19 protein-coding genes are annotated in these 18451 nt (G+C 68.7%); 10 read left to right on the top strand and 9 right to left on the bottom strand.

What is annotated here, in order from left to right; translation table 11 throughout:
• Nucleotides 1-3: 3 nt before the first annotated feature.
• The gene (locus K883_RS24630; RefSeq protein WP_008258305.1) at nt 4-546 is read left to right on the top strand and encodes an adenine phosphoribosyltransferase; all 543 of its coding nucleotides are present in this window, start codon (nt 4-6) and stop codon (nt 544-546) included.
• Nucleotides 547-656: 110 nt separating this feature from the next.
• Nucleotides 657-2969, top strand: coding sequence for a RelA/SpoT family protein (locus tag K883_RS24625; RefSeq protein ID WP_369751752.1), 2313 nt, complete (start codon nt 657-659; stop codon nt 2967-2969).
• A 13-nt stretch (nt 2970-2982) separates the two neighbouring features.
• Here the strand turns inward: K883_RS24625 and K883_RS24620 are convergent, their stop codons facing one another.
• The gene (locus K883_RS24620; RefSeq protein ID WP_009954372.1) at nt 2983-3873 is read right to left on the bottom strand and encodes a peptidylprolyl isomerase; all 891 of its coding nucleotides are present in this window, start codon (nt 3871-3873) and stop codon (nt 2983-2985) included.
• Between the two features lie 115 nt (nt 3874-3988).
• On the opposite strand from K883_RS24620, the gene K883_RS24615 reads away from it, so the two are divergent.
• Genes K883_RS24615 through K883_RS24605 form a run of 3 tightly spaced genes read left to right on the top strand, consistent with a single transcriptional unit; the run spans nt 3989 to nt 7462 of the window.
• Nucleotides 3989-4645: an MBL fold metallo-hydrolase gene (locus K883_RS24615; RefSeq protein WP_009954373.1), complete on the top strand. Its 657-nt coding sequence runs from the start codon at nt 3989-3991 to the stop codon at nt 4643-4645.
• Nucleotides 4646-4648: 3 nt separating this feature from the next.
• Complete coding sequence (gene hisS / locus K883_RS24610; protein WP_036456111.1) at nt 4649-5911, top strand: histidine--tRNA ligase; 1263 nt, start codon at nt 4649-4651, stop codon at nt 5909-5911.
• A gap of 54 nt (nt 5912-5965) precedes the next feature.
• Entirely contained in the window at nt 5966-7462 is a 1497-nt protein-coding gene (locus K883_RS24605) for an HNH endonuclease signature motif containing protein (RefSeq protein ID WP_036456109.1), read from the top strand.
• A 28-nt stretch (nt 7463-7490) separates the two neighbouring features.
• Here K883_RS24605 and K883_RS24600 read toward each other — a convergent pair whose 3' ends face one another.
• From K883_RS24600 to K883_RS24590, 3 genes are all read right to left on the bottom strand, one after another.
• On the bottom strand, nt 7491-7715 hold the full coding sequence (locus K883_RS24600; protein ID WP_008258295.1) for a hypothetical protein: 225 nt from the start codon (nt 7713-7715) through the stop codon (nt 7491-7493).
• Nucleotides 7716-7738: 23 nt separating this feature from the next.
• Nucleotides 7739-8233 carry an SRPBCC family protein gene (locus tag K883_RS24595; RefSeq protein WP_020823007.1) on the bottom strand — a complete coding sequence of 165 codons (495 nt, stop codon included), beginning with the start codon at nt 8231-8233 and terminating at the stop codon, nt 7739-7741.
• Between the two features lie 70 nt (nt 8234-8303).
• A complete protein-coding gene (locus K883_RS24590; protein ID WP_020823006.1) occupies nt 8304-8603 on the bottom strand; it encodes a glycosyltransferase family protein in 300 nt (99 codons plus the stop codon).
• A gap of 142 nt (nt 8604-8745) precedes the next feature.
• Between K883_RS24590 and K883_RS24585 the strand changes: the two genes are divergently transcribed.
• Nucleotides 8746-9771, top strand: a complete 1026-nt coding sequence (locus K883_RS24585; RefSeq protein WP_020823005.1) for an Rv2578c family radical SAM protein — start codon at nt 8746-8748, stop codon at nt 9769-9771.
• Between the two features lies 1 nt (nt 9772).
• Here the strand turns inward: K883_RS24585 and K883_RS24580 are convergent, their stop codons facing one another.
• The gene (locus K883_RS24580; protein ID WP_179945131.1) at nt 9773-11371 is read right to left on the bottom strand and encodes a purple acid phosphatase family protein; all 1599 of its coding nucleotides are present in this window, start codon (nt 11369-11371) and stop codon (nt 9773-9775) included.
• 83 nt (nt 11372-11454) lie between these two features.
• Here K883_RS24580 and K883_RS24575 point away from each other — a divergent pair, with 83 nt between their 5' ends.
• Entirely contained in the window at nt 11455-11898 is a 444-nt protein-coding gene (locus tag K883_RS24575; RefSeq protein WP_036456107.1) for a hypothetical protein, read from the top strand.
• Here the strand turns inward: K883_RS24575 and K883_RS24570 are convergent.
• Nucleotides 11873-12397, bottom strand: a complete 525-nt coding sequence (locus K883_RS24570; protein WP_036456105.1) for a helix-turn-helix domain-containing protein — start codon at nt 12395-12397, stop codon at nt 11873-11875. The two genes, K883_RS24575 and K883_RS24570, sit on opposite strands and share 26 nt — an antisense overlap.
• Nucleotides 12398-12468: 71 nt before the next feature.
• Here K883_RS24570 and K883_RS24565 point away from each other — a divergent pair, with 71 nt between their 5' ends.
• Both K883_RS24565 and K883_RS24560 read left to right on the top strand, forming a co-directional pair.
• On the top strand, nt 12469-13266 hold the full coding sequence (locus tag K883_RS24565; RefSeq protein ID WP_020823001.1) for an aldolase: 798 nt from the start codon (nt 12469-12471) through the stop codon (nt 13264-13266).
• Nucleotides 13267-13301: 35 nt separating this feature from the next.
• Entirely contained in the window at nt 13302-14186 is an 885-nt protein-coding gene (locus K883_RS24560; protein WP_020823000.1) for a dihydrodipicolinate synthase family protein, read from the top strand.
• A gap of 53 nt (nt 14187-14239) precedes the next feature.
• On the opposite strand, the gene K883_RS24555 is transcribed toward K883_RS24560, so the two are convergent.
• Genes K883_RS24555 through K883_RS24545 form a run of 3 tightly spaced genes read right to left on the bottom strand, consistent with a single transcriptional unit; the run spans nt 14240 to nt 16522 of the window.
• A complete protein-coding gene (locus K883_RS24555; protein ID WP_008258283.1) occupies nt 14240-15118 on the bottom strand; it encodes a KPN_02809 family neutral zinc metallopeptidase in 879 nt (292 codons plus the stop codon).
• A 9-nt stretch (nt 15119-15127) separates the two neighbouring features.
• The gene (locus K883_RS24550; RefSeq protein WP_020822999.1) at nt 15128-15625 is read right to left on the bottom strand and encodes an SRPBCC family protein; all 498 of its coding nucleotides are present in this window, start codon (nt 15623-15625) and stop codon (nt 15128-15130) included.
• A 9-nt stretch (nt 15626-15634) separates the two neighbouring features.
• Nucleotides 15635-16522 carry an oxidoreductase gene (locus K883_RS24545; RefSeq protein WP_179945130.1) on the bottom strand — a complete coding sequence of 296 codons (888 nt, stop codon included), beginning with the start codon at nt 16520-16522 and terminating at the stop codon, nt 15635-15637.
• Nucleotides 16523-16584: 62 nt separating this feature from the next.
• Between K883_RS24545 and aspS the strand changes: the two genes are divergently transcribed.
• Nucleotides 16585-18360 carry an aspartate--tRNA ligase gene (gene aspS / locus K883_RS24540; protein ID WP_020822997.1) on the top strand — a complete coding sequence of 592 codons (1776 nt, stop codon included), beginning with the start codon at nt 16585-16587 and terminating at the stop codon, nt 18358-18360.
• Nucleotides 18361-18451 lie beyond the last annotated feature (91 nt).

The following is an 18451-nucleotide window of genomic DNA, read 5'->3' as shown; positions in this document are numbered from 1 at the left end:
GCCGTGACGAACGTCGGCGGGCGGACGCCCGTGGCGGAGCTCATCGCGTCGCTGACGCGCAAGGTGGCCGACTTCCCCAAGCCCGGGATCCAGTTCAAGGACCTCACCCCGGTGTTCGCCGACGCGACGGCGATGACGGCGATCACCGGAGCGGTCGCCGAGCTCGCGTCCGGCGCCGATCTGGTGGCCGGCATCGAGGCCCGGGGGTTCTTGGTGGCCGCGGCCGTCGCCGACCGGCTGGGCACGGGCGTGTTGGCCATCCGCAAGGCCGGGAAATTGCCGCCGCCGGTGCACGCCGAGCGGTACGACCTGGAATACGGCACCGCCACGCTGGAGATCCCCGGCGAGGGCATCGACCTGCGCGGACGCAACGTCGTGATCGTCGACGACGTGCTGGCCACCGGCGGCACCCTGGCCGCGTCGGCCCGGCTGCTCGAGCGCGCCGGGGCGAACGTGACCGCGGCGGCGGTGCTGTTCGAACTCGGTGGGTTGGGCGGCCGGGACGCGGTCGCGCCGTTGCCGGTGCACAGCCTGATGTGCGAGTAGCCCCCTCACATCGGAGATATCCTCGAATTCGGAGGTGACCACACGTGGCGGATGACAACAGCGCGTCCCAGGCGCTCGACGCGCCCACCAAAGTCACGGAGCCGCCGGCCATCACGCAGCCCATGGAGGCGCCGGAGCCGCCGACCGAGTCCCTGAAGACGTCCAGCAGCGCGTCGCGGCGGGTCCGGGCGCGGCTGGCCCGGCGGATGACCGCGCAGCGCAGCACGCTCAACCCGGTGCTCGAACCGCTGGTGGCGGTGCACCGGGAGATCTACCCGAAGGCGAACGTGTCGATGCTGCAGCGCGCCTTCGAGGTCGCCGACCAGCGCCACGCCACCCAGTTGCGCCACTCGGGCGACCCGTACATCACCCACCCGCTGGCCGTCGCCACCATCCTGGCCGAATTGGGCATGGACACCACGACTTTGGTGGCCGCGCTGCTGCACGACACCGTCGAAGACACCGGCTACACCCTGGACGCCTTGAGCGAAGAATTCGGCGAAGAGGTCGGCCATCTCGTCGACGGTGTGACCAAGCTGGATCGGGTGGTGCTGGGCAGCGCCGCCGAGGGCGAGACGATCCGCAAGATGATCACCGCGATGGCGCGCGATCCCCGCGTGCTGGTGATCAAGGTGGCCGACCGGCTGCACAACATGCGCACCATGCGGTTCCTGCCGCCGGAGAAGCAGGCCCGCAAGGCCCGCGAGACGCTGGAAGTCATTGCGCCCCTTGCGCATCGGCTGGGTATGGCCAGCGTCAAGTGGGAGTTGGAAGACCTGTCGTTCGCGATCCTGCATCCCAAGAAGTACGAGGAGATCGTCCGGCTGGTCGCCGGGCGCGCGCCGTCGCGCGACACCTACCTGGCCAAGGTCCGCGCCGAGATCGTCAGCACGCTGGGCGCCTCGAAGATCAAGGCGACGGTGGAGGGCCGGCCCAAGCACTACTGGTCGATCTACCAGAAGATGATCGTCAAGGGCCGCGACTTCGACGACATCCACGACCTGGTCGGCATCCGCATCCTGTGCGACGAGATCCGGGACTGCTATGCCGCTGTGGGCGTGGTGCATTCGCTGTGGCAGCCGATGGCCGGCCGGTTCAAGGACTACATCGCCCAGCCCCGCTACGGCGTGTACCAGTCACTGCACACCACGGTCGTCGGCCCCGAGGGCAAGCCGCTGGAGGTGCAGATACGGACCCGCGACATGCACCGCACCGCCGAATACGGCATCGCCGCGCACTGGCGCTACAAGGAGGCCAAGGGGCGCAACGGCGTTCCGCATCCGCACGCCGCCGCCGAGATCGACGACATGGCGTGGATGCGCCAGCTGCTCGACTGGCAACGGGAGGCCGCCGACCCCGGCGAATTCCTCGAATCGTTGCGGTATGACCTTGCGGTACAAGAGATCTTCGTCTTCACCCCCAAGGGCGACGTCATCACCCTGCCGACCGGCTCCACGCCGGTGGACTTCGCCTACGCCGTGCACACCGAGGTCGGCCACCGCTGCATCGGCGCCCGGGTCAACGGACGGCTGGTGGCGCTGGAACGCAAGCTGGAAAACGGGGAAGTCGTCGAGGTTTTCACCTCGAAGGCGGCCAACGCCGGGCCGTCGCGGGACTGGCAGCAGTTCGTGGTGTCACCGCGCGCCAAGGCCAAGATCCGGCAGTGGTTCGCCAAGGAGCGCCGCGAGGAGGCACTGGAGGCCGGTAAGGACGCGATGGCACGCGAGGTGCGTCGCGGGGGACTTCCGTTGCAGCGCTTGGTCAATGGCGAGACCCTGTCGGCGGTGGCCCGCGAGCTGCACTACCTCGACGTGTCCGCCCTCTACACGGCGATCGGTGAGGGGCACGTGTCGGCCCGGCACGTCGTGCAGCGGCTGCTGGCCGAACTCGGCGGCATCGACCAGGCCGAAGAAGACCTCGCCGAACGGTCCACCCCGACGACCATGCTGCGGCGCCCGCGCAGCAGCGACGACGTCGGGGTCTCGGTCCCGGGTGCCCCGGGCGTGCTGACCAAGCTGGCGAAGTGCTGCACGCCGGTGCCCGGCGACCAGATCATGGGGTTCGTCACCCGCGGCGGCGGGGTCAGCGTGCACCGCACCGACTGCACCAACGCCGCCTCGCTGCAGCAGCAGTCCGAGCGCATCATCGAGGTGCACTGGGCGCCGTCGCCGTCGTCGGTGTTCCTGGTGGCCATTCAGGTCGAGGCGCTCGACCGGCACCGGCTGCTGTCGGACGTCACGCGCGTGCTGGCCGATGAGAAGGTCAACATCCTGTCCGCGTCTGTGACCACGTCCGGTGATCGAGTTGCCATCAGCCGGTTCACCTTTGAGATGGGTGACCCCAAGCACCTCGGCCACCTGCTGAACGTGGTGCGCAACGTCGAGGGCGTGTACGACGTCTACCGGGTGACGTCGGCGGCCTGAGCCCCGCTCGGACTCAGTCGAGCAGCACCGAGGTGATGGTGACCTCGGTCGCGGGTGCCCCGTCCTCGCCGCCGCCGGCGACGCCGGCCTTGGCGATCTTGTCCAGGGTGGCGAGCCCGTCGGGCTGGATGGTGCCGAACACGGTGTATTGCGGCGGCAGCTGGGAGTCCTTGTAGACCATGAAGAATTGGCTGCCGTTGGTGCCGGGCCCGGCGTTGGCCATGGCCAGGGTGCCGCGCGGGTAGAGGACGGGCTCCTGCGCCTTGGGGTCGTTCGGCGGGTACTGGTCGGTGGGGTATTCGTTGGCGAATTGGTAGCCCGGGCCGCCCGTGCCTTCGCCCTTGGGGTCGCCGCACTGCAAGACGCCCAGCCCCGGTGAGGTGGTCAGCCGGTGGCATTTGGTGTTGTCGAAGTATTTCTGCCCGACCAGGCTCGCGAAACTGTTGACGGTGCAAGGCGATTCGTTGTTGGCCAGCATCAGGCCGATGTGGCCCTGGTTGGTCACCATGCTGACGCTCACCTGCGCCGGATCGGTCGGCACCTTGCCGGTGCGCGGCGGCTTGACCTGCTTGGCCGCGGGCTCCGGCGTTGCCGGGTATTGACAATTGGCGCCGACCTCGGCCGACGGCTTGAACGCCGGCAACGGCGGGGCGGACGGCGCGGGCCCGGCGGGCGTCGTGCTCTCCGGCGAGCTGCTGCTGGTCGTCGTCGCCGCGGTGTTGCTCTTGTGTTCGTGCTTGGTGTTGACGATCGTCAGGACCACCGCCACGACCACGGCCACGGCCACGATCGAGCCGGCCGCGATCAACACGATCCGGCGCGTCTTGGCTTGCTTCGCGCGCCGCTCCAGCTGGCGTTCGAGCTTGCGCTTGGCGTTGGCACGTCGTTGTTCGTTGGTCGGCACGGCCGCTATGCCTCCATGATTGGATCGGAGCCCCATAAACCCGTGAGGTGGCCAGCTCAGGCTAATGTGGGCGCCGCGACTCGTGTCAAGTGGGCCCCATGGGAAAATGGGATCCGTGTTGATCACCGGATTTCCCGCCGGCATGTTGCAGTGCAACTGCTACGTGCTGGCTGAGCGGCCGGGAACGGACGCCGTCATCGTGGATCCGGGTCAGCGGGCGATGGCCCCGCTGCGGCGCATCCTGGACGAGAACCGGCTGACGCCGGCGGCGGTGCTGCTGACCCATGGGCACATCGACCACATGTGGTCGGCGCAGAAGGTTTCCGACACCTACGGGTGCCCGACCTACATCCATCCCGAGGACAGGTTCATGCTCAAAGACCCGATCTACGGCCTGGGCCCACGGCTGGCGCAGCTGGTGGCGGGCGCCTTCTGGCGGGAGCCCAAGCAGGTCGTCGAGCTCGACCGCGACGGCGACAAGCTCGACCTGGGCAGCGTGACGGTCAACGTCGACCACACCCCCGGGCACACGCGCGGATCGGTGGTGTTCCGGGTGACCGGGGACAAGGACTTGGTGTTCACCGGCGACACGCTGTTCGAGCGGTCGGTCGGGCGCACCGATCTGTTCGGCGGCAGCGGGCGCGACCTGCTGACCTCGATCGTCGACAAACTCCTGGTGCTCGACGACGCGACGGTGGTGCTGCCGGGGCACGGCAACGCCACCACCATCGGCGCCGAGCGGCGCCTCAACCCCTTCCTCGAAGGCCTGTAACCGGTGGCGGAATTTTCTGCGCCCAAGGGCGTGCCCGACTACGTCCCGCCGGACTCGGCCCAGTTCGTCGCGGTGCGCGACGGACTGCTCGGGGCCGCCCGCCGCGCCGGTTACGGCGATATCGAGCTGCCCATCTTCGAGGACACCGCGCTGTTCGCGCGCGGCGTGGGCGAGTCCACCGACGTGGTGTCCAAGGAGATGTACACGTTCGCCGACCGCGGCGATCGTTCGGTGACGCTGCGGCCCGAGGGGACCGCCGGCGTGGTCCGCGCCGTCATCGAACACGGATTGGACCGCGGCGCGTTGCCCGTCAAACTTTGTTACGCGGGACCGTTTTTCCGCTACGAACGCCCGCAGGCCGGCCGCTATCGCCAGCTGCAACAGGTCGGCGTGGAGGCGATCGGCGTCGACGACCCGGCCCTGGACGCCGAGGTCATCGCCGTGGCCGACGCGGGTTTTCGCTCCCTGGGGCTCGACGGCTTCCGGCTGGAGATCACCTCGCTCGGCGACGACAGCTGCCGACCGGCGTATCGAGAACTGTTGCAGGAGTTCCTGTTTGGGCTCTCGCTTGACGACGAGACGCGCCGGCGCGCCGAGATCAACCCGCTGCGCGTCCTCGACGACAAGCGACCCGAGGTGCGGGCCATGACGGCCGATGCGCCGGTGCTGCTCGACCACCTGTCCGATGCGGCCAAGCAGCACTTCGACACCGTCCTGGCGCATCTGGACGCGCTCGGGGTGCCCTACGTCATCAACCCGCGCATGGTGCGCGGGCTGGACTACTACACCAAGACCACGTTCGAGTTCGTGCACGACGGGCTGGGCGCGCAGTCGGGCATCGGCGGCGGGGGCCGCTACGACGGCCTGATGCGCGAGCTCGGCGGACAAGACCTGTCCGGCATCGGATTTGGGCTCGGCGTGGACCGCACGCTGCTGGCGCTGCGGGCCGAGGGCAAGAGCGTGGGGACGGCGGCGCGCTGCGAGGTCTTCGGGGTGCCGTTGAGCGAGCAGGCCAAGCTGCGGCTGGCGGTGCTGGCCGGTCAACTGCGGTCCGCCGGGGTGCGCGTCGACCTGGCCTACGGCGACCGCGGGCTCAAGGGCGCGATGCGCGCGGCCGACCGGTCGGGCGCCCGGGTCGCCCTGGTGCTGGGCGACCGCGATATCGAGGCCGGCACGGTCGGGGTGAAGGACCTCGGGACGGGGGAGCAGTCGGCCGTCGCTTCGGAGACCGTTGTCGCCGACGTGCTTGCGCGGCTCGATCGCTAGCCCTCATCGGCCCTGGTAGACGGCTTGTCGGTTGCCTGTGGCATAGTCGAATGTATGTTCGATGAGGTGCGGCGGCGTGCGGTGATCGCGGAGCTTGATGAGCTCGTTGAGCGGTGTCATCCGTCGTCGACGCCGGAGTCGGCGGCCCTGTTGGAACAGATCGGGGTTGTGGCGCGGGTGGAGAATCGGGCGGCGGCGGCGCAGTTGGTGGCGGTCGGGGAGTTGTTTGCCTATCGGCTCTCGCGCTGTGCGGAGAGCGAGGAGTGGGCGGTGGACACCGAGGCGGCGGTGGCCGCGGAGGTGGGCGCGCAGTTGCGGATCGGCCAGGGCCTGGCCGCGAGCCGGGTGCGTTATGCCCGCGCGATGCGCGAACGCCTGCCGAAAGTGGGGGCGGTGTTTGCCGCCGGGGATATCGATTACCGGATGTTTCAGACCATTGTGTTCCGCACGGATCTGATTACCGACCTCGATGTGTTGCGTTCGGTGGACGCGGTGTTGGCGGCCACGGTGGGCCGCTGGCCGTCGTTGAGTCAGGGCCGGTTGGCCGCCCAGGTCGACAAGATCGTGGCCAAGGCGGATGTGGATGCGGTGCGCCGGCGCCAGGAGCGCGTGGCCGGCCGGCAGGTGTGGATGGCCGACATGGGCGATGGGCTGGCGCATCTGGAGGGCACCCTGTACGCCCCGGATGCGCACGCGTTGGATCGGCGCCTGGATGCGTTGGCGGCCACGGTGTGTGCGCATGACCCACGGACTCGGGAGCAGCGCCGCGCTGATGCGTTGGGGGCGTTGGCCGCCGACGCCGACTGGTTGGGGTGTCGTTGCGGCCGCTCGGATTGTGCGGCCGGGGGCCGGGCCGCGGGCCCGGTGGTGATTCATGTGATCGCCCCGCAGACCAGCGCGGGGTGGGCGCCGGGCGTGCAGATCGGTGCCGAGGGATTGATCCCGCCGGAGGTGCTGGCCGAGTTGGCGGCCTCGGCGCGGCTGGTGCCGTTGGCCCATCCCGCCGATGCGCCGCCGGAGGCGGGGTATGTGCCCTCGCGGGCGTTGGCCGATTTCGTGCGGTGTCGGGATCTGACCTGTCGCTGGCCCGGCTGTGATCGCCCGGCCACCGCCTGCGATGTGGACCACACCATCCCGTACGCCGCCGGTGGGCCCACGCATGCCTCGAACCTCAAGGCGCTGTGTCGTACGCATCATTTGGTGAAAACGTTTTGGGGCTGGCGTGACCAACAGCTGCCCGATGGCACGCTGATCTTCACCTCCCCGGCGGGTCAGACTTATGTGACCACCCCGGGTAGTGCGCTGTTGTTTCCCAGCTTGTGCGCGCCCACCGGCGACCTCCCCGCGCCCGCTGCGCCGCGGCCCGAACCCTGCGGCGAGCGCACCGCGATGATGCCCAAACGCCGCCGCACCCGCACCCAAGACCGCGCCGCCCGCATCGCAGGAGAACGCAAACACAACCGAACGGCTCGCCTTGCCGAAAAGCCTTCGTACGCTTGGTATTCCGAATCGACCCACGCCGTGGGGGATGGGGAGCCGCCGCCCTTCTAGCGCGCCGGCGCGGGCCGGCGCGGCCCGGTCATTTCTTGCTGGGAATGACGATCACCACGATCAGGGTGAGGATGGAGAAAAACAGCCCAAGGATTCCCCATCCCAGTGGATTGCGGCCCTTCATCATGGCGATGACGCCGCAGACTATTGCGGCGATGATGCTGCCGATCGCGACGAAAATCCCTTTGATGCCACGCAGAATGAAGCCGGCGGCGACGGGGTCCGAACTCGCCAGAACCATCGAATGCAACATGTCGGTCCCTCCTGCCGCCGGGCTTACAGCACGATTCCCCGCGGATAACCGCGGCGGACGGTGCGGTCGAGAATTCCCAGGGTCGCCCGCAGCGCGCCCTCTGACAGGATCGGGAAAATCCCGGCCTCCCGCCACTTGGGGTCGATGTCCGACCAGTCGTAGAACGAGGTGACCACGGTGGCCGAGGCGTCTTCGGCCGGCGCGAGCGCATAGCCGTACACATGGCCGATCGGTGGCTGGATCTTTCCGAGCACCGTCCACGCGATCAGGCGGTCCTGCTCGAACTGCTTGATCTCGACGGTGACGTCGTACTTGCCCAGTTGGGGAAAGTCGTTCAACGACTCGCGATCCATGTGCACGACGAAGCGGTCACCGACGCCGCGCACCGGATCGCCGTCGGCATCCTGGAGCATCCCGGACGAATCGATCGCCACGTGGCCCTGCGGGTCGCACAGCACGGCGAAGATGTCCGACGCCGGCGCGGCGATGGTGCGGGAAGTCTCGATGCGTTCGGTCATAACTCCTCGCGGCTGACGTGCAGGGCGACGATCCGCAGCTTAGCCCCGCGCGGTAGGCGGTAGAAGCGGGCTAATGCGGTGAGTTGACCAGATAACACTGCACGCGACGAACGGCGTCGTCCCGGTTGACTCCCATATTCACCAGCCTCTCAACCACTTCGGCGGCCGGCACGCCCGAAATGATGTCGTGGTCGATCACATGGACGCTGGGGAACCACACGTCTGCACTCACGCCCGGCGGCGGCGGCTTCGTGTCGCCTCCGACGCATTGGGCATAACCGACGGCGCCGGTTTCCGCGCTGGCCGGCGACGCCCCCATCAGCACAACGACGGGAATGCCAACCGCCGCCGCGACATGGATCAAGCGCATGCGTGCAACACCCCGCCTTCGGTTCGGTCACCCGAAAATAATCTGGTTTGCTACCGCGCACAAGGCCGGGCTTTCGGCGGCGCAGCGGGTCGGATGGGCCACGGCACTTGACTCTATCTCGAACTGATGTTCGAATAGCGGGATGCGGTGGGCAAGCCAGGCCGTCGCGGTCAACGGGAAACCGGTGGAGGACGGGGCGCTGCCGGGGCTGCAACGCATCGGCTTCGTCCGCAGCGTGCGCTCGCCGCAGTTCGAGGGGATCACGTTTCACGAGGTGCTGTGCAAGTCCGCGCTGAACAAGGTGCCCAACGCGTCGGCCCTGCCGTTTCGCTACACGGTCAACGGCTACCGCGGCTGCTCGCACGCCTGCCGGTACTGCTTCGCCCGGCCCACCCACGAATACCTGGAGTTGGACTGCGGCAACGACTTTGACACCCAGGTCGTCGTCAAGACCAACGTGGCCGAGGTGCTGCGTCGCGAGCTGCGCAGGCCGTCGTGGCGGCGCGAGACCGTCGCCCTGGGCACCAACACCGATCCCTACCAGCGGGCCGAGGGGCGCTACGCGTTGATGCCGGGCATCATCGGCGCCCTGGCCGAATCGGGCACCCCGCTCTCGATCCTGACCAAGGGCACCCTGCTGCGCCGCGACCTGCCGCTGATCGCCGACGCCGCGGCGCAGGTCCCGGTGTCGGTCGCGGTGTCGCTGGCGGTCGGGGATGCCGAGCTGCACCGCGACGTCGAGCCCGGCACGCCCACGCCACAGGCGCGGCTCGGCCTGATCGGCGCGATCACCGCCGCCGGGCTGAACTGCCATGTGATGGTCGCGCCGGTACTGCCGTATCTCACCGATTCCGCCGAGCATCTCGACGCGCTGCTCGGCCAGATCGCGGCGGCCGGCGCCGGCAGCGTGACGGTTTTCGGCCTGCACCTGCGCAGCTCGACCCGCGGATGGTTCATGTCGTGGCTGGCGCGCTCGCATCCCGAACTGGTCGGCCGCTATCGCGAGCTGTACCGGCGGGGCGCCTACCTGCCGCAGGGTTATCGCGACATGCTCCGGGAGCGCGCCGCCCCGCTGATCGCCAAGTACCGGCTCGCCGGCGATCATCGCCCGTTCTCCCAAGCGGTTTCGGCCGAAACGCCGCAACCCGTTCAGGAGACGTTGTTTTGAGCTAGCTTTTGTCGCGGCGCGGCTTGGTCAGGGTGAATTCATCGATCACGACCATGTCGCCCAGCGGGCCCCGCAACGCGTAATGCGTCGCCTTGATCGAGGTATTGCCGCCGGGGCGGCCCGGGTCGACGTCGAAAGCCGCGAAGCCGTAAGGGTTGTCGCGGTCGCGGAACGCCGACCACGGCGCGTCCTCGAGGACGTAGATCGGCGCCTTGCGCCGTAGCCCGGGGTCGAACGCCCCCACGCCGGTGACCACCCGGCACCGGGGTTCGGGAAAGAACATTGCGTTGCTCGGCGCCGAGGTGCCGCCGCCGCCGATGACCAGGTGCACCGTGCCCCTGGTGGAGTCGATGAGATCGCTTCGGCTGTCGACGGGGATCGGCGTGCGGGTGTCGGTCCCCAGCGCGCCCCGCACGGGATGCGAGCGTTCGTAGTGGTGCTCGTGGCCGCACAACACCAGGTCCACCTGGTACTGGTCGAACAGCGGCAGCCATTCCTCCCGGATCCCCAGGTCGGCCCCGTTGGTCTTGTCGGCGGTGGAGATCGCCGTCTGGTGCATGCACACGACCACCCAGTCGATATTCGGATCGTTCCGCGACGCGGCGAGTTCGCTTGCCAGCCAGCGCCTTTGCTCTCCGCCGGAGTAGCCGTGCACGTAGGAGTTGCCACCGTCCTGGTAGGCCACGTCGTCGTTGGCCAGGCTGATCACCCGCACCGAACCGGCGGTGAATGAGTACCACAGGCCGCGGGTCTGGGGGCTGGACCCGGAATCGGGCACCGCGAAGTAGGTCTGATAAGCGCCGTAACCGATCGGCCCGTTGCCCAATTCGTTCTCATGGTTGCCGGCCGCCGGCATCCAGGGCCGGTGGCGGGCCGAGCGGGTGTTGTTGTCGAACCAGTTCGACCAGGTCCGGATCCGGTTCTGGGCCAGGTTGGCGTAGCACAGGTCGCCGTTGACCAGGTTGAACAGCGGGCCGAGGCGCTCGATGGCCATGGTGGTGTCGGCGGCCGCCGGCGAGCCGATGTTGTCGGTCGCATAGCGTCCGTCGGGCATCTTGGCCAGAGCCGGCGTGGACTGGTCGCCGAAGCTGGTGAAACGCAAGGGCTTTCGGCCCGATGGCGCCGTTCGTACGGTGCCCTGTTCCGGTTCGGCTCCGTCGTGCACCGCGGCGTACACGTAGTCGGTGTCCGGGGTCAGGTCGGTCAGCCGGGCGTGATTGACGCGAACTTCGGTGCCCGACTTGGCGTCCCGGTAGGTGCGGGTCTCGGCGGCCACGGTGCGGCCGAAGCCGGATGTCGGCGTACCGAGCAGGACACGCGGATTGCGGACGGCGTCGGTGGTGTGCCAGGACACCACCACCTCGGTGGCGGCGTCCCTGCCGAATTGCAGGTGCAGCCCGCCGATCGGTGGCGCGCCGTTGCGGTCGGGCTGCAGCCAGGCCGCGGGCCCGCGGGGGCCGGCGGGCTGCGACCACAGCAGCGCGGCGCCGCCCACCCCGACGCCGCCGAGAACCGCGGAGGCCGCACTCGATGTGAGTAACCGGCGGCGGCTGATGCCGGCATGTTCTGAATCGTCGCTCACTCCTGCTTCATACCGCAGCCGCGCGACCTGAAGGTGAACGCCCCGCGTGGTAGAGGCCGTTTCCCGGATGCGGCGGTAACGGATTCGGTAGCGTTTGAGATATGACGAACGTGCGAATAGCGACCACGAGGATCGCGGCGGCGACGTTTGCCGCGGCCGCTGCGATGATTGCGACGCCCGCCACCTCTCACGCGGATCCCGCCGGCCACCAGGTGACGTACACGATCACCGCCACCGGCAACCTGACCGGCAACGTCAGGTACATGAACAGCGATCCGCCCAGCCAGGCGGCCTTCAACTCGAACTCGTCGCAGTTCCTGAACACCGTGCAGACGGCGTTCACCGCCGGGCAGCCGCTCGTCTACAACGCCACCCTGGCCGACCCCAACCAGTGGGCGTTCGTCAACGCCAGCGGTGGATGCCACTGGCCGGACTGCGACTCGTCGAACACGCCGCAGATTCAGTGCCAGATCGCGGTGGACGGCCAGGTCGTGGTGACCCAGAGCGCCACCACCGGAGTCACCTGCTCGACGCGTCCCTGGTAGCCACGACGACGACCTCGGCGGGTTCGGCGCCGACGGCCCGGACCTGGTGGCCGATCGCGGCGTCGAAATAGGCGCTGTCGCCGGGCCCGAGGCTGAACGTCTGATCCCCGTAGTCGAGCTCGACGGTCCCGGCGTGCACGAACAGGAATTCCTGACCCGTGTGCTCGGGATGCGGGTCGTCGGCCGGCTGCTCGGTCGGGCGAACCACGAACGGCGACATCGACTTTCCCAGCAGCGACGAGGCCAGCACCCGGTAGCGCCCGCCCTGCGCATTGGCGGCCCGTTCGACGGTGATCTTCTCGTGGGCGGCCTCCTCGGAGAACAGCCGCCCGACGTCGACGTCCAGCGCCTTGGCGACCTTGAGGGCGACCGCGATCGACGGCGTGCTGCGCCGGCGCTCGATCTTGGACAGGTAGCTCTTGGTCAGCCCGGTCTGCTGGGCCAGGGCCTCGAGAGTCAGGCCGCGTTGCTTGCGGACCGCGCGCAACAGTGCCGTCACCGGCCGCCCCTCTCATGACACAAGGTTTCCTATAGTGATAATATCGTGTCATATCGCCGAGGGAGCCCGTTATGGCCAGCACGTTCACCGATTCGAAATCCGACTTGATGCGCCGGGCGGCCGAGCAGTTGACGGCCTTTCAATACAAGGACGCCGCCGATGCGCCGCTGACCACGCGCCAGAAGCTCGCCCTGACGTGCCGCGCCCTGTTCGACGCCGGGCACGATTCCGGGTTGGCCGGGCAGATCACCGCCCGCGCCGAGCGGGACGGCACCTACTACACCCAGCGGCTCGGTCTGGGCTTCGACGAGATCACCGACGCCAACCTGCTTTTGGTCGACGAGGACCTCAACGTCCTTGAGGGAGACGGAATCGCCAACCCCGCCAACCGCTTTCACAGCTGGATCTATCGCGCGCGCCCCGATGTGCAATGCATCGTGCACACGCACGCGTTCCACGTGGCGGCGCTGTCGATGCTGGAAGTTCCGCTGATCGTGTCCCACATGGACACCACGCCGCTCTACGGCGACTGCGCGTTCCTGGAGAAATGGCCGGGCGTGCCGGTCGGCAACGAGGAGGGGGAGATCATCTCCGCCGCGCTGGGGGACAAGAAGGCGGTCCTGCTGGCCCACCACGGCCACGTCATCGCCGGCGCCAGCGTCGAGGAGGCGTGCTCGTTGGGCATCCTCATCGAGCGCGCCGCGAAACTGCAGCTGGCCGCGATGGCCGCCGGCACCGTCAAAGAGCTACCCGAGGAGCTGGCCCGCGAGGCCCACGACTGGACGCTGTCGCCGCAGCGCAGCCGCGCCAACTTCGCCTACTACGCCCGCCGGGCCCTGGCCCGGCACCCGGACGCCCTGACCAGCTAAACCGTTATCCGCCAACCGAATCCGAGGAGCCCCCTGTGGCGCAGACGTCCGAGCCCAAGATCCACGGCATCATCGCCTACCCGGTAACGCCGTTCTCTGGGGACGGCATCGACACGAAACGCCTTGCGGCGCTGGTTGACCGGCTGGTGTCCGCCGGCGTTCATGCGATCGCACCGCTGGGCAGCACCGGCGAACTCGCCTATCTCGACGAACCCGAATTCGACACCGTGGTCGACACCACCATCGCCACCGTCGCGGGCCGGGTACCGGTGGTGGTCGGCGTGTCGGATGTGACCACCGCCAAGACCATTCGGCGCGCCACCTACGCGCAGCAGGCCGGGGCCGACGCCGTGATGATCTTGCCGGTGTCCTACTGGAAGCTGACCGAGCGGGAGATCTTCGCGCACTACCGCAGCATCAGCGATGCCATCTCGATCCCGATCATGGCCTACAACAACCCGGCCACCAGCGGCGTCGACATGCCGCCCGAGTTGCTGGTGCGCATGTTCGAATCCATCGACAACGTGACCATGGTCAAGGAGTCCACCGGCGACCTGACCCGCATGCAGCGCATCGCCGAACTGTCCGGCAATCGGCTGCCCTTCTACAACGGCAGCAACCCGCTGGTGCTCGACGCGCTGAAGGCCGGGGCGTCCGGATGGTGCACGGCCGCACCGTGTTTGCGGCCGCAGCCCTGCATCGACCTCTACGAGGCGGTGCGCGCGAACGACCTCGACACGGCGCAGAAGCTCTACGACGACCTCAAGCCGCTGCTCACCTTCATCGTCGCGGGCGGGCTGGCCACCACCGTCAAGGCCGGCCTGGAGCTGCTCGACTTCCCGGTCGGGGATCCGCGCGCGCCGCTGCTGCCGCTCGACGAGGCCGGCCGGGGCGAACTGCGCAAACTACTTGGCGTCTAACCCGATTGCCCTACTCCTCCTCACCCCGCTGCGCGGGCTGCATCGTCGTAGGGCTAACCCAAATCGGGTGCGGAGAAAGTGTCGCACTGCTTCGGGTCACCGGTCTGATAGCCGACGGTGAACCAATGCTGGCGCTGCTCGGCCGAGCCGTGGGTCCAGCTCTCGCGGTTGACCCGCCCGGTCGCCTGTTTCTGGATGCGGTCGTCGCCGACCGAGGCGGCGGCCGATAGCGCGTCGCGAATGTCCTCGTCGGTCAACGGATTCAGGAACGGCGTGCCGTCCTTCTGGTTGACCGTCGCGGCGTAGTGCGCCCAGATGCCGGCGTAGCAGTCGGCCTGCAGCTCGGTGCGCACGCCGTTGCCGCCGGCGCCCTTGGCTCCCTGCTGGGCGCGGCCCAGGTCGCCCTGCAGCTGTTGCACGTGATGACCGTATTCGTGGGCGACGACGTATTCCTGCGCGAAAGCCCCGTTGCTGGAATGCAGCTGCTTGACGAGCACATCCTGAAAGAAGCTGGTGTCGAAGTAGGCCGTCTGGTCGGCCGGGCAGTAGAACGGCCCGACGTCGGTAGTGGCCGGTCCGCAACCGGTGCTCACCTGGTCGCTGAACAGGCGCACATGGGGGCGGGTGTAACCCGGCATCAGCTGATGCCACACCGCGTCCACCGAATTGCCGGTGGCGACCACGCGGCATTGCACGTACTTGTTGGCGTCGGCGCCGGTCTTGCACTGGCTCAGGTCGAAACCGGGCGCGGAATAGCCGCCGGTGTTGGTCTGCGGCTGGTTCATCACGCGACCGGGGTCGACGCCCAAAAACAGCGCCCCGAGCAGAATGATCAGCCCGAGGCCGCCGCCCCCGACGGCCATCCCCATCCCGCCACCGCCGGACGACGATGCTGCGCTGGTGTCGATCTGCATGCCCTCGTTGAAGGTCATGACACGCTCCTAAGGTTTCCGGGTCGCAAGGGAGTCGGTGTAGCTACGCAGGTTGCGCAGGTATCGGCGCAGGGCCAGGTTCAGCAGCGGCCCGACCACGACCATCGCCAGCTTCGCCGGGCCGGCCGGCTTCTGGGCCATGGTCCACGTCAGCCGGCAGCCGCCCGGGATGACCTCGACCCGGTAGTCCTCGGCGAAGGCCGCCACGGACTTGGTCGAGCATTCATTGAAGCGAAAAGCCATGTGCGTGAAGGGTTCCCACGCGAGGAATTCCTCGTTGCCGACGATGCCGCCGCGCATCTCCACGACGCGGGTGGTGCCGACGCCGCGGGGCTCGGGGCTGGTCCAGGTCACCTTCGTGATCACCTTCGCCCAGCGCGGCCAGGATGCCGCGTCGGAGAGCACCTCGAACAGCTGCTCGGGGGTGATGGCCAGGTCGACGCTGTTGCGGAACGCAAATGGCGCCGATTCGATGAAGTTCACGTCGACGCGCTCGCAGGGGAACATGAAATTAATCTAACCGGGCCCGTCGCTCGCCGCGGCCAACAACGGCACCACGACGTCGCTGATCGGTGTGGCCAGGCCATGGGCCCGGGCCTTGCGGATGATCACGCCGTTGCGGACGTCCCATTCCATCGGCCGGTGATTTTCCGCGTCCGTCAGGATCGACGTGCCCATGTCCTCGGGGGCGTTGCGGAACAGGTCGGTCAGCTCGTCGGCGATGCCGTCGGGAAGCCGGGCGCCCTCGGCCCGCGCGACGGCCAGGCATTCGGCGAGGTAGCGGCGCGACAGCGCGGCCACGTCGTCGCGGCGAAACATCCCCGACCGCCGGCGCGACAGCGCCATGAACCCGGCCAGCGCGTTGGTGAGTAGCTTGCGCCAGCCCGCGGTGATGATGTCGGGGTCGCAGTCCACCCGGCAGCCGGCGCCGCGCAGCAGTTCGGCGACCGTCTCCGCCGAGGGCCCGCTGGGCAGCACCAGGGCCGCCTCGCCGCGCAGCCGCACCCAGCCGTCGGGCTGGGTCTCGGCCGAGTACCAGACGATGCCGGGGATGACGGGGGATCGCGGGCAGTGTGGCTGCACCTGCTCGACCTGCTCCACACCGTTTTGCAGCACGACGACGATGGTGTGGACGTCGCAGAGCCGGGCCAGCCAGGCGGCCGCCTGGTCGTTCTGGGTGGCCTTGACGGCAAGCAGCACCACGTCGACCGGGCCGGAAACCTCGCCGGGATCGGTGTTCACCGGGCCGGGGACGACGATCGGGTCGGCGCCGTCGGGCCGCAGTTCGATGCTCTCGCGCGGGGTGCGACCGCACACTACGACCGAATGTCCGGCCCGCGACAGCAGCGCGGCGACCGTCGTACCGACGGCGCCCGGACCGACGAGTGCGATGTTTGTGGCGATACGAGCGAAACTACACCGCCCCTTAGACTGATCTGTCGTCCAACGTAAAGGGGAGTGCTTTCGTGCTGCGCAGCCACGCCGCCGGGTCGCTGAGGAGTAGCGACGCCGGGCAGCAGGTGACGCTAGCGGGCTGGGTGGCCCGCCGCCGCGACCACGGCGGCGTCATCTTCATCGACCTGCGCGACGCGTCCGGGATCACCCAGGTGGTGTTCCGCGCCGAAGACGTGCTGGCCCAGGCGCACCGGCTGCGCGCCGAGTTCTGCGTCGCGGTCACCGGTGTCGTGGAGATCCGCCCGGAGGGCAACGCCAACCCCGAGATCGCGACCGGTGAGATCGAGGTCAACGCCACCGCGCTGACCGTGCTCGGGGAGAGCGCGCCGCTGCCCTTCCAGCTCGACGAGCCCGCCGGCGAGGAAACCCGGCTGAAGTACCGCTACCTCGACCTGCGCCGCGACGCCCCCGCCGCGGCAATTCGGTTGCGCTCCAAGGTGAATGCGGCCGCTCGCGGCGTGCTGGCCGAGCACGATTTCGTCGAGATCGAGACGCCGACGATGACACGGTCGACACCCGAAGGCGCCCGCGACTTCCTGGTGCCTGCCCGGCTGCAGCCCGGGTCGTTCTACGCCCTGCCGCAGAGCCCGCAGCTGTTCAAGCAGCTGCTGATGGTGGCGGGAATGGAGCGCTACTACCAGATCGCCCGCTGCTACCGCGACGAGGACTTCCGCGCCGACCGCCAGCCCGAGTTCACCCAGCTCGACATGGAGATGAGCTTCGTGGACGCCGAGGACATCCTCGCCATCTCCGAGGAGATCCTCTCGGCGCTGTGGGCGCTGATCGGGTACCAGATCCCGACGCCCATCCCGCGGATCAGCTACGCCGAGGCGATGCGCCGGTTCGGCTCCGACAAGCCCGACATGCGATTCGCCCTTGAGCTCGTCGACTGCACAGAGTTCTTCAAAGACACCACATTTCGCGTCTTCCAGGCACCCTACGTCGGTGCGGTGGTGATGCCGGGCGGCGCCTCGCAGCCGCGGCGGACGCTGGACGGCTGGCAGGAGTGGGCCAAGCAGCGCGGCCACCGCGGGCTGGCCTACGTGCTGATCGCCGACGACGGCACGCTGGGCGGTCCCGTCGCCAAGAACCTATCCGACGCCGAGCGCGACGGGCTGGCCGCGCACGTCGGGGCCGAGCCGGGGGACTGCGTCTTCTTCTCGGCGGGCCCGCCGAAGCCGTCGCGGGCCCTGCTGGGGGCGGCGCGCGGTGAGATCGCGCACCGGCTGGGCATGATCGATCCGGACGCCTGGGCGTTCGTCTGGGTGGTCGACCCGCCGCTGTTCGAACCCGCCGACGACGCGACCGCGGCCGGCGACGTGGCCGTCGGCTCCGGGGCGTGGACCGCCGTGCATCACGCGTTCACCTCGCCCAAGCCCGGGCATGAGGACGCGATCGACACCGATCCGGGCAACGTGCTCGCCGACGCCTACGACATCGTCTGCAACGGCAACGAGATCGGCGGCGGCTCGATCCGTATCCACCGCCGCGACATCCAGGAGCGGGTGTTCGCGGTGATGGGACTCGACCACGCCGAGGCCGAGGAGAAGTTCGGATTCCTGTTGGAGGCGTTCACCTTTGGGGCGCCCCCGCACGGCGGGATCGCGTTCGGCTGGGACCGGATCAACGCCCTGCTGTCGGGGGTCGACTCCATCCGCGAGGTGATCGCGTTCCCGAAGACCGGCGGCGGCGTCGACCCGCTCACCGATGCGCCGGCGCCGATCACCGCCCAGCAGCGCAAGGAGTCCGGAATAGACGCCAAGCCCGAAAAGGTTGACCGGGCATGACTCGAGCGCCGGCGACGATGCAGCGCGAAGCAATGAGGAGGAGCGGCGCCAATGACTCGAGCGCCGGCGACGATGCAGCGCGAAGCAATGA

Origin of the sequence: Mycobacterium sp. TKK-01-0059 (assembly GCF_000709305.1) — a bacterium.
GTDB lineage: Bacteria > Actinomycetota > Actinomycetes > Mycobacteriales > Mycobacteriaceae > Mycobacterium > Mycobacterium intracellulare.
The sequence above is the reverse complement of the archived record's forward strand: the minus strand, read 5'-3'. Positions and strand labels throughout refer to the sequence as shown.

Bases quoted from the DNA above. Each gene is read 5' to 3' on its own strand.
- K883_RS24565 (WP_020823001.1), top strand. From the start codon at position 12,469: ATGGCCAGCACGTTCACCGATTCGAAATCCGACTTGATGCGCCGGGCG.
- K883_RS24575 (WP_036456107.1), top strand. From the start codon at position 11,455: ATGACGAACGTGCGAATAGCGACCACGAGGATCGCGGCGGCGACGTTT.
- K883_RS24590 (WP_020823006.1), bottom strand. From the start codon at position 8,603: ATGCGCTTGATCCATGTCGCGGCGGCGGTTGGCATTCCCGTCGTTGTG.
- K883_RS24600 (WP_008258295.1), bottom strand. From the start codon at position 7,715: ATGTTGCATTCGATGGTTCTGGCGAGTTCGGACCCCGTCGCCGCCGGC.
- K883_RS24555 (WP_008258283.1), bottom strand. From the start codon at position 15,118: ATGACCTTCAACGAGGGCATGCAGATCGACACCAGCGCAGCATCGTCG.
- K883_RS24550 (WP_020822999.1), bottom strand. From the start codon at position 15,625: ATGTTCCCCTGCGAGCGCGTCGACGTGAACTTCATCGAATCGGCGCCA.
- K883_RS24585 (WP_020823005.1), top strand. From the start codon at position 8,746: ATGCGGTGGGCAAGCCAGGCCGTCGCGGTCAACGGGAAACCGGTGGAG.
- K883_RS24595 (WP_020823007.1), bottom strand. From the start codon at position 8,233: ATGACCGAACGCATCGAGACTTCCCGCACCATCGCCGCGCCGGCGTCG.
- K883_RS24605 (WP_036456109.1), top strand. From the start codon at position 5,966: ATGTTCGATGAGGTGCGGCGGCGTGCGGTGATCGCGGAGCTTGATGAG.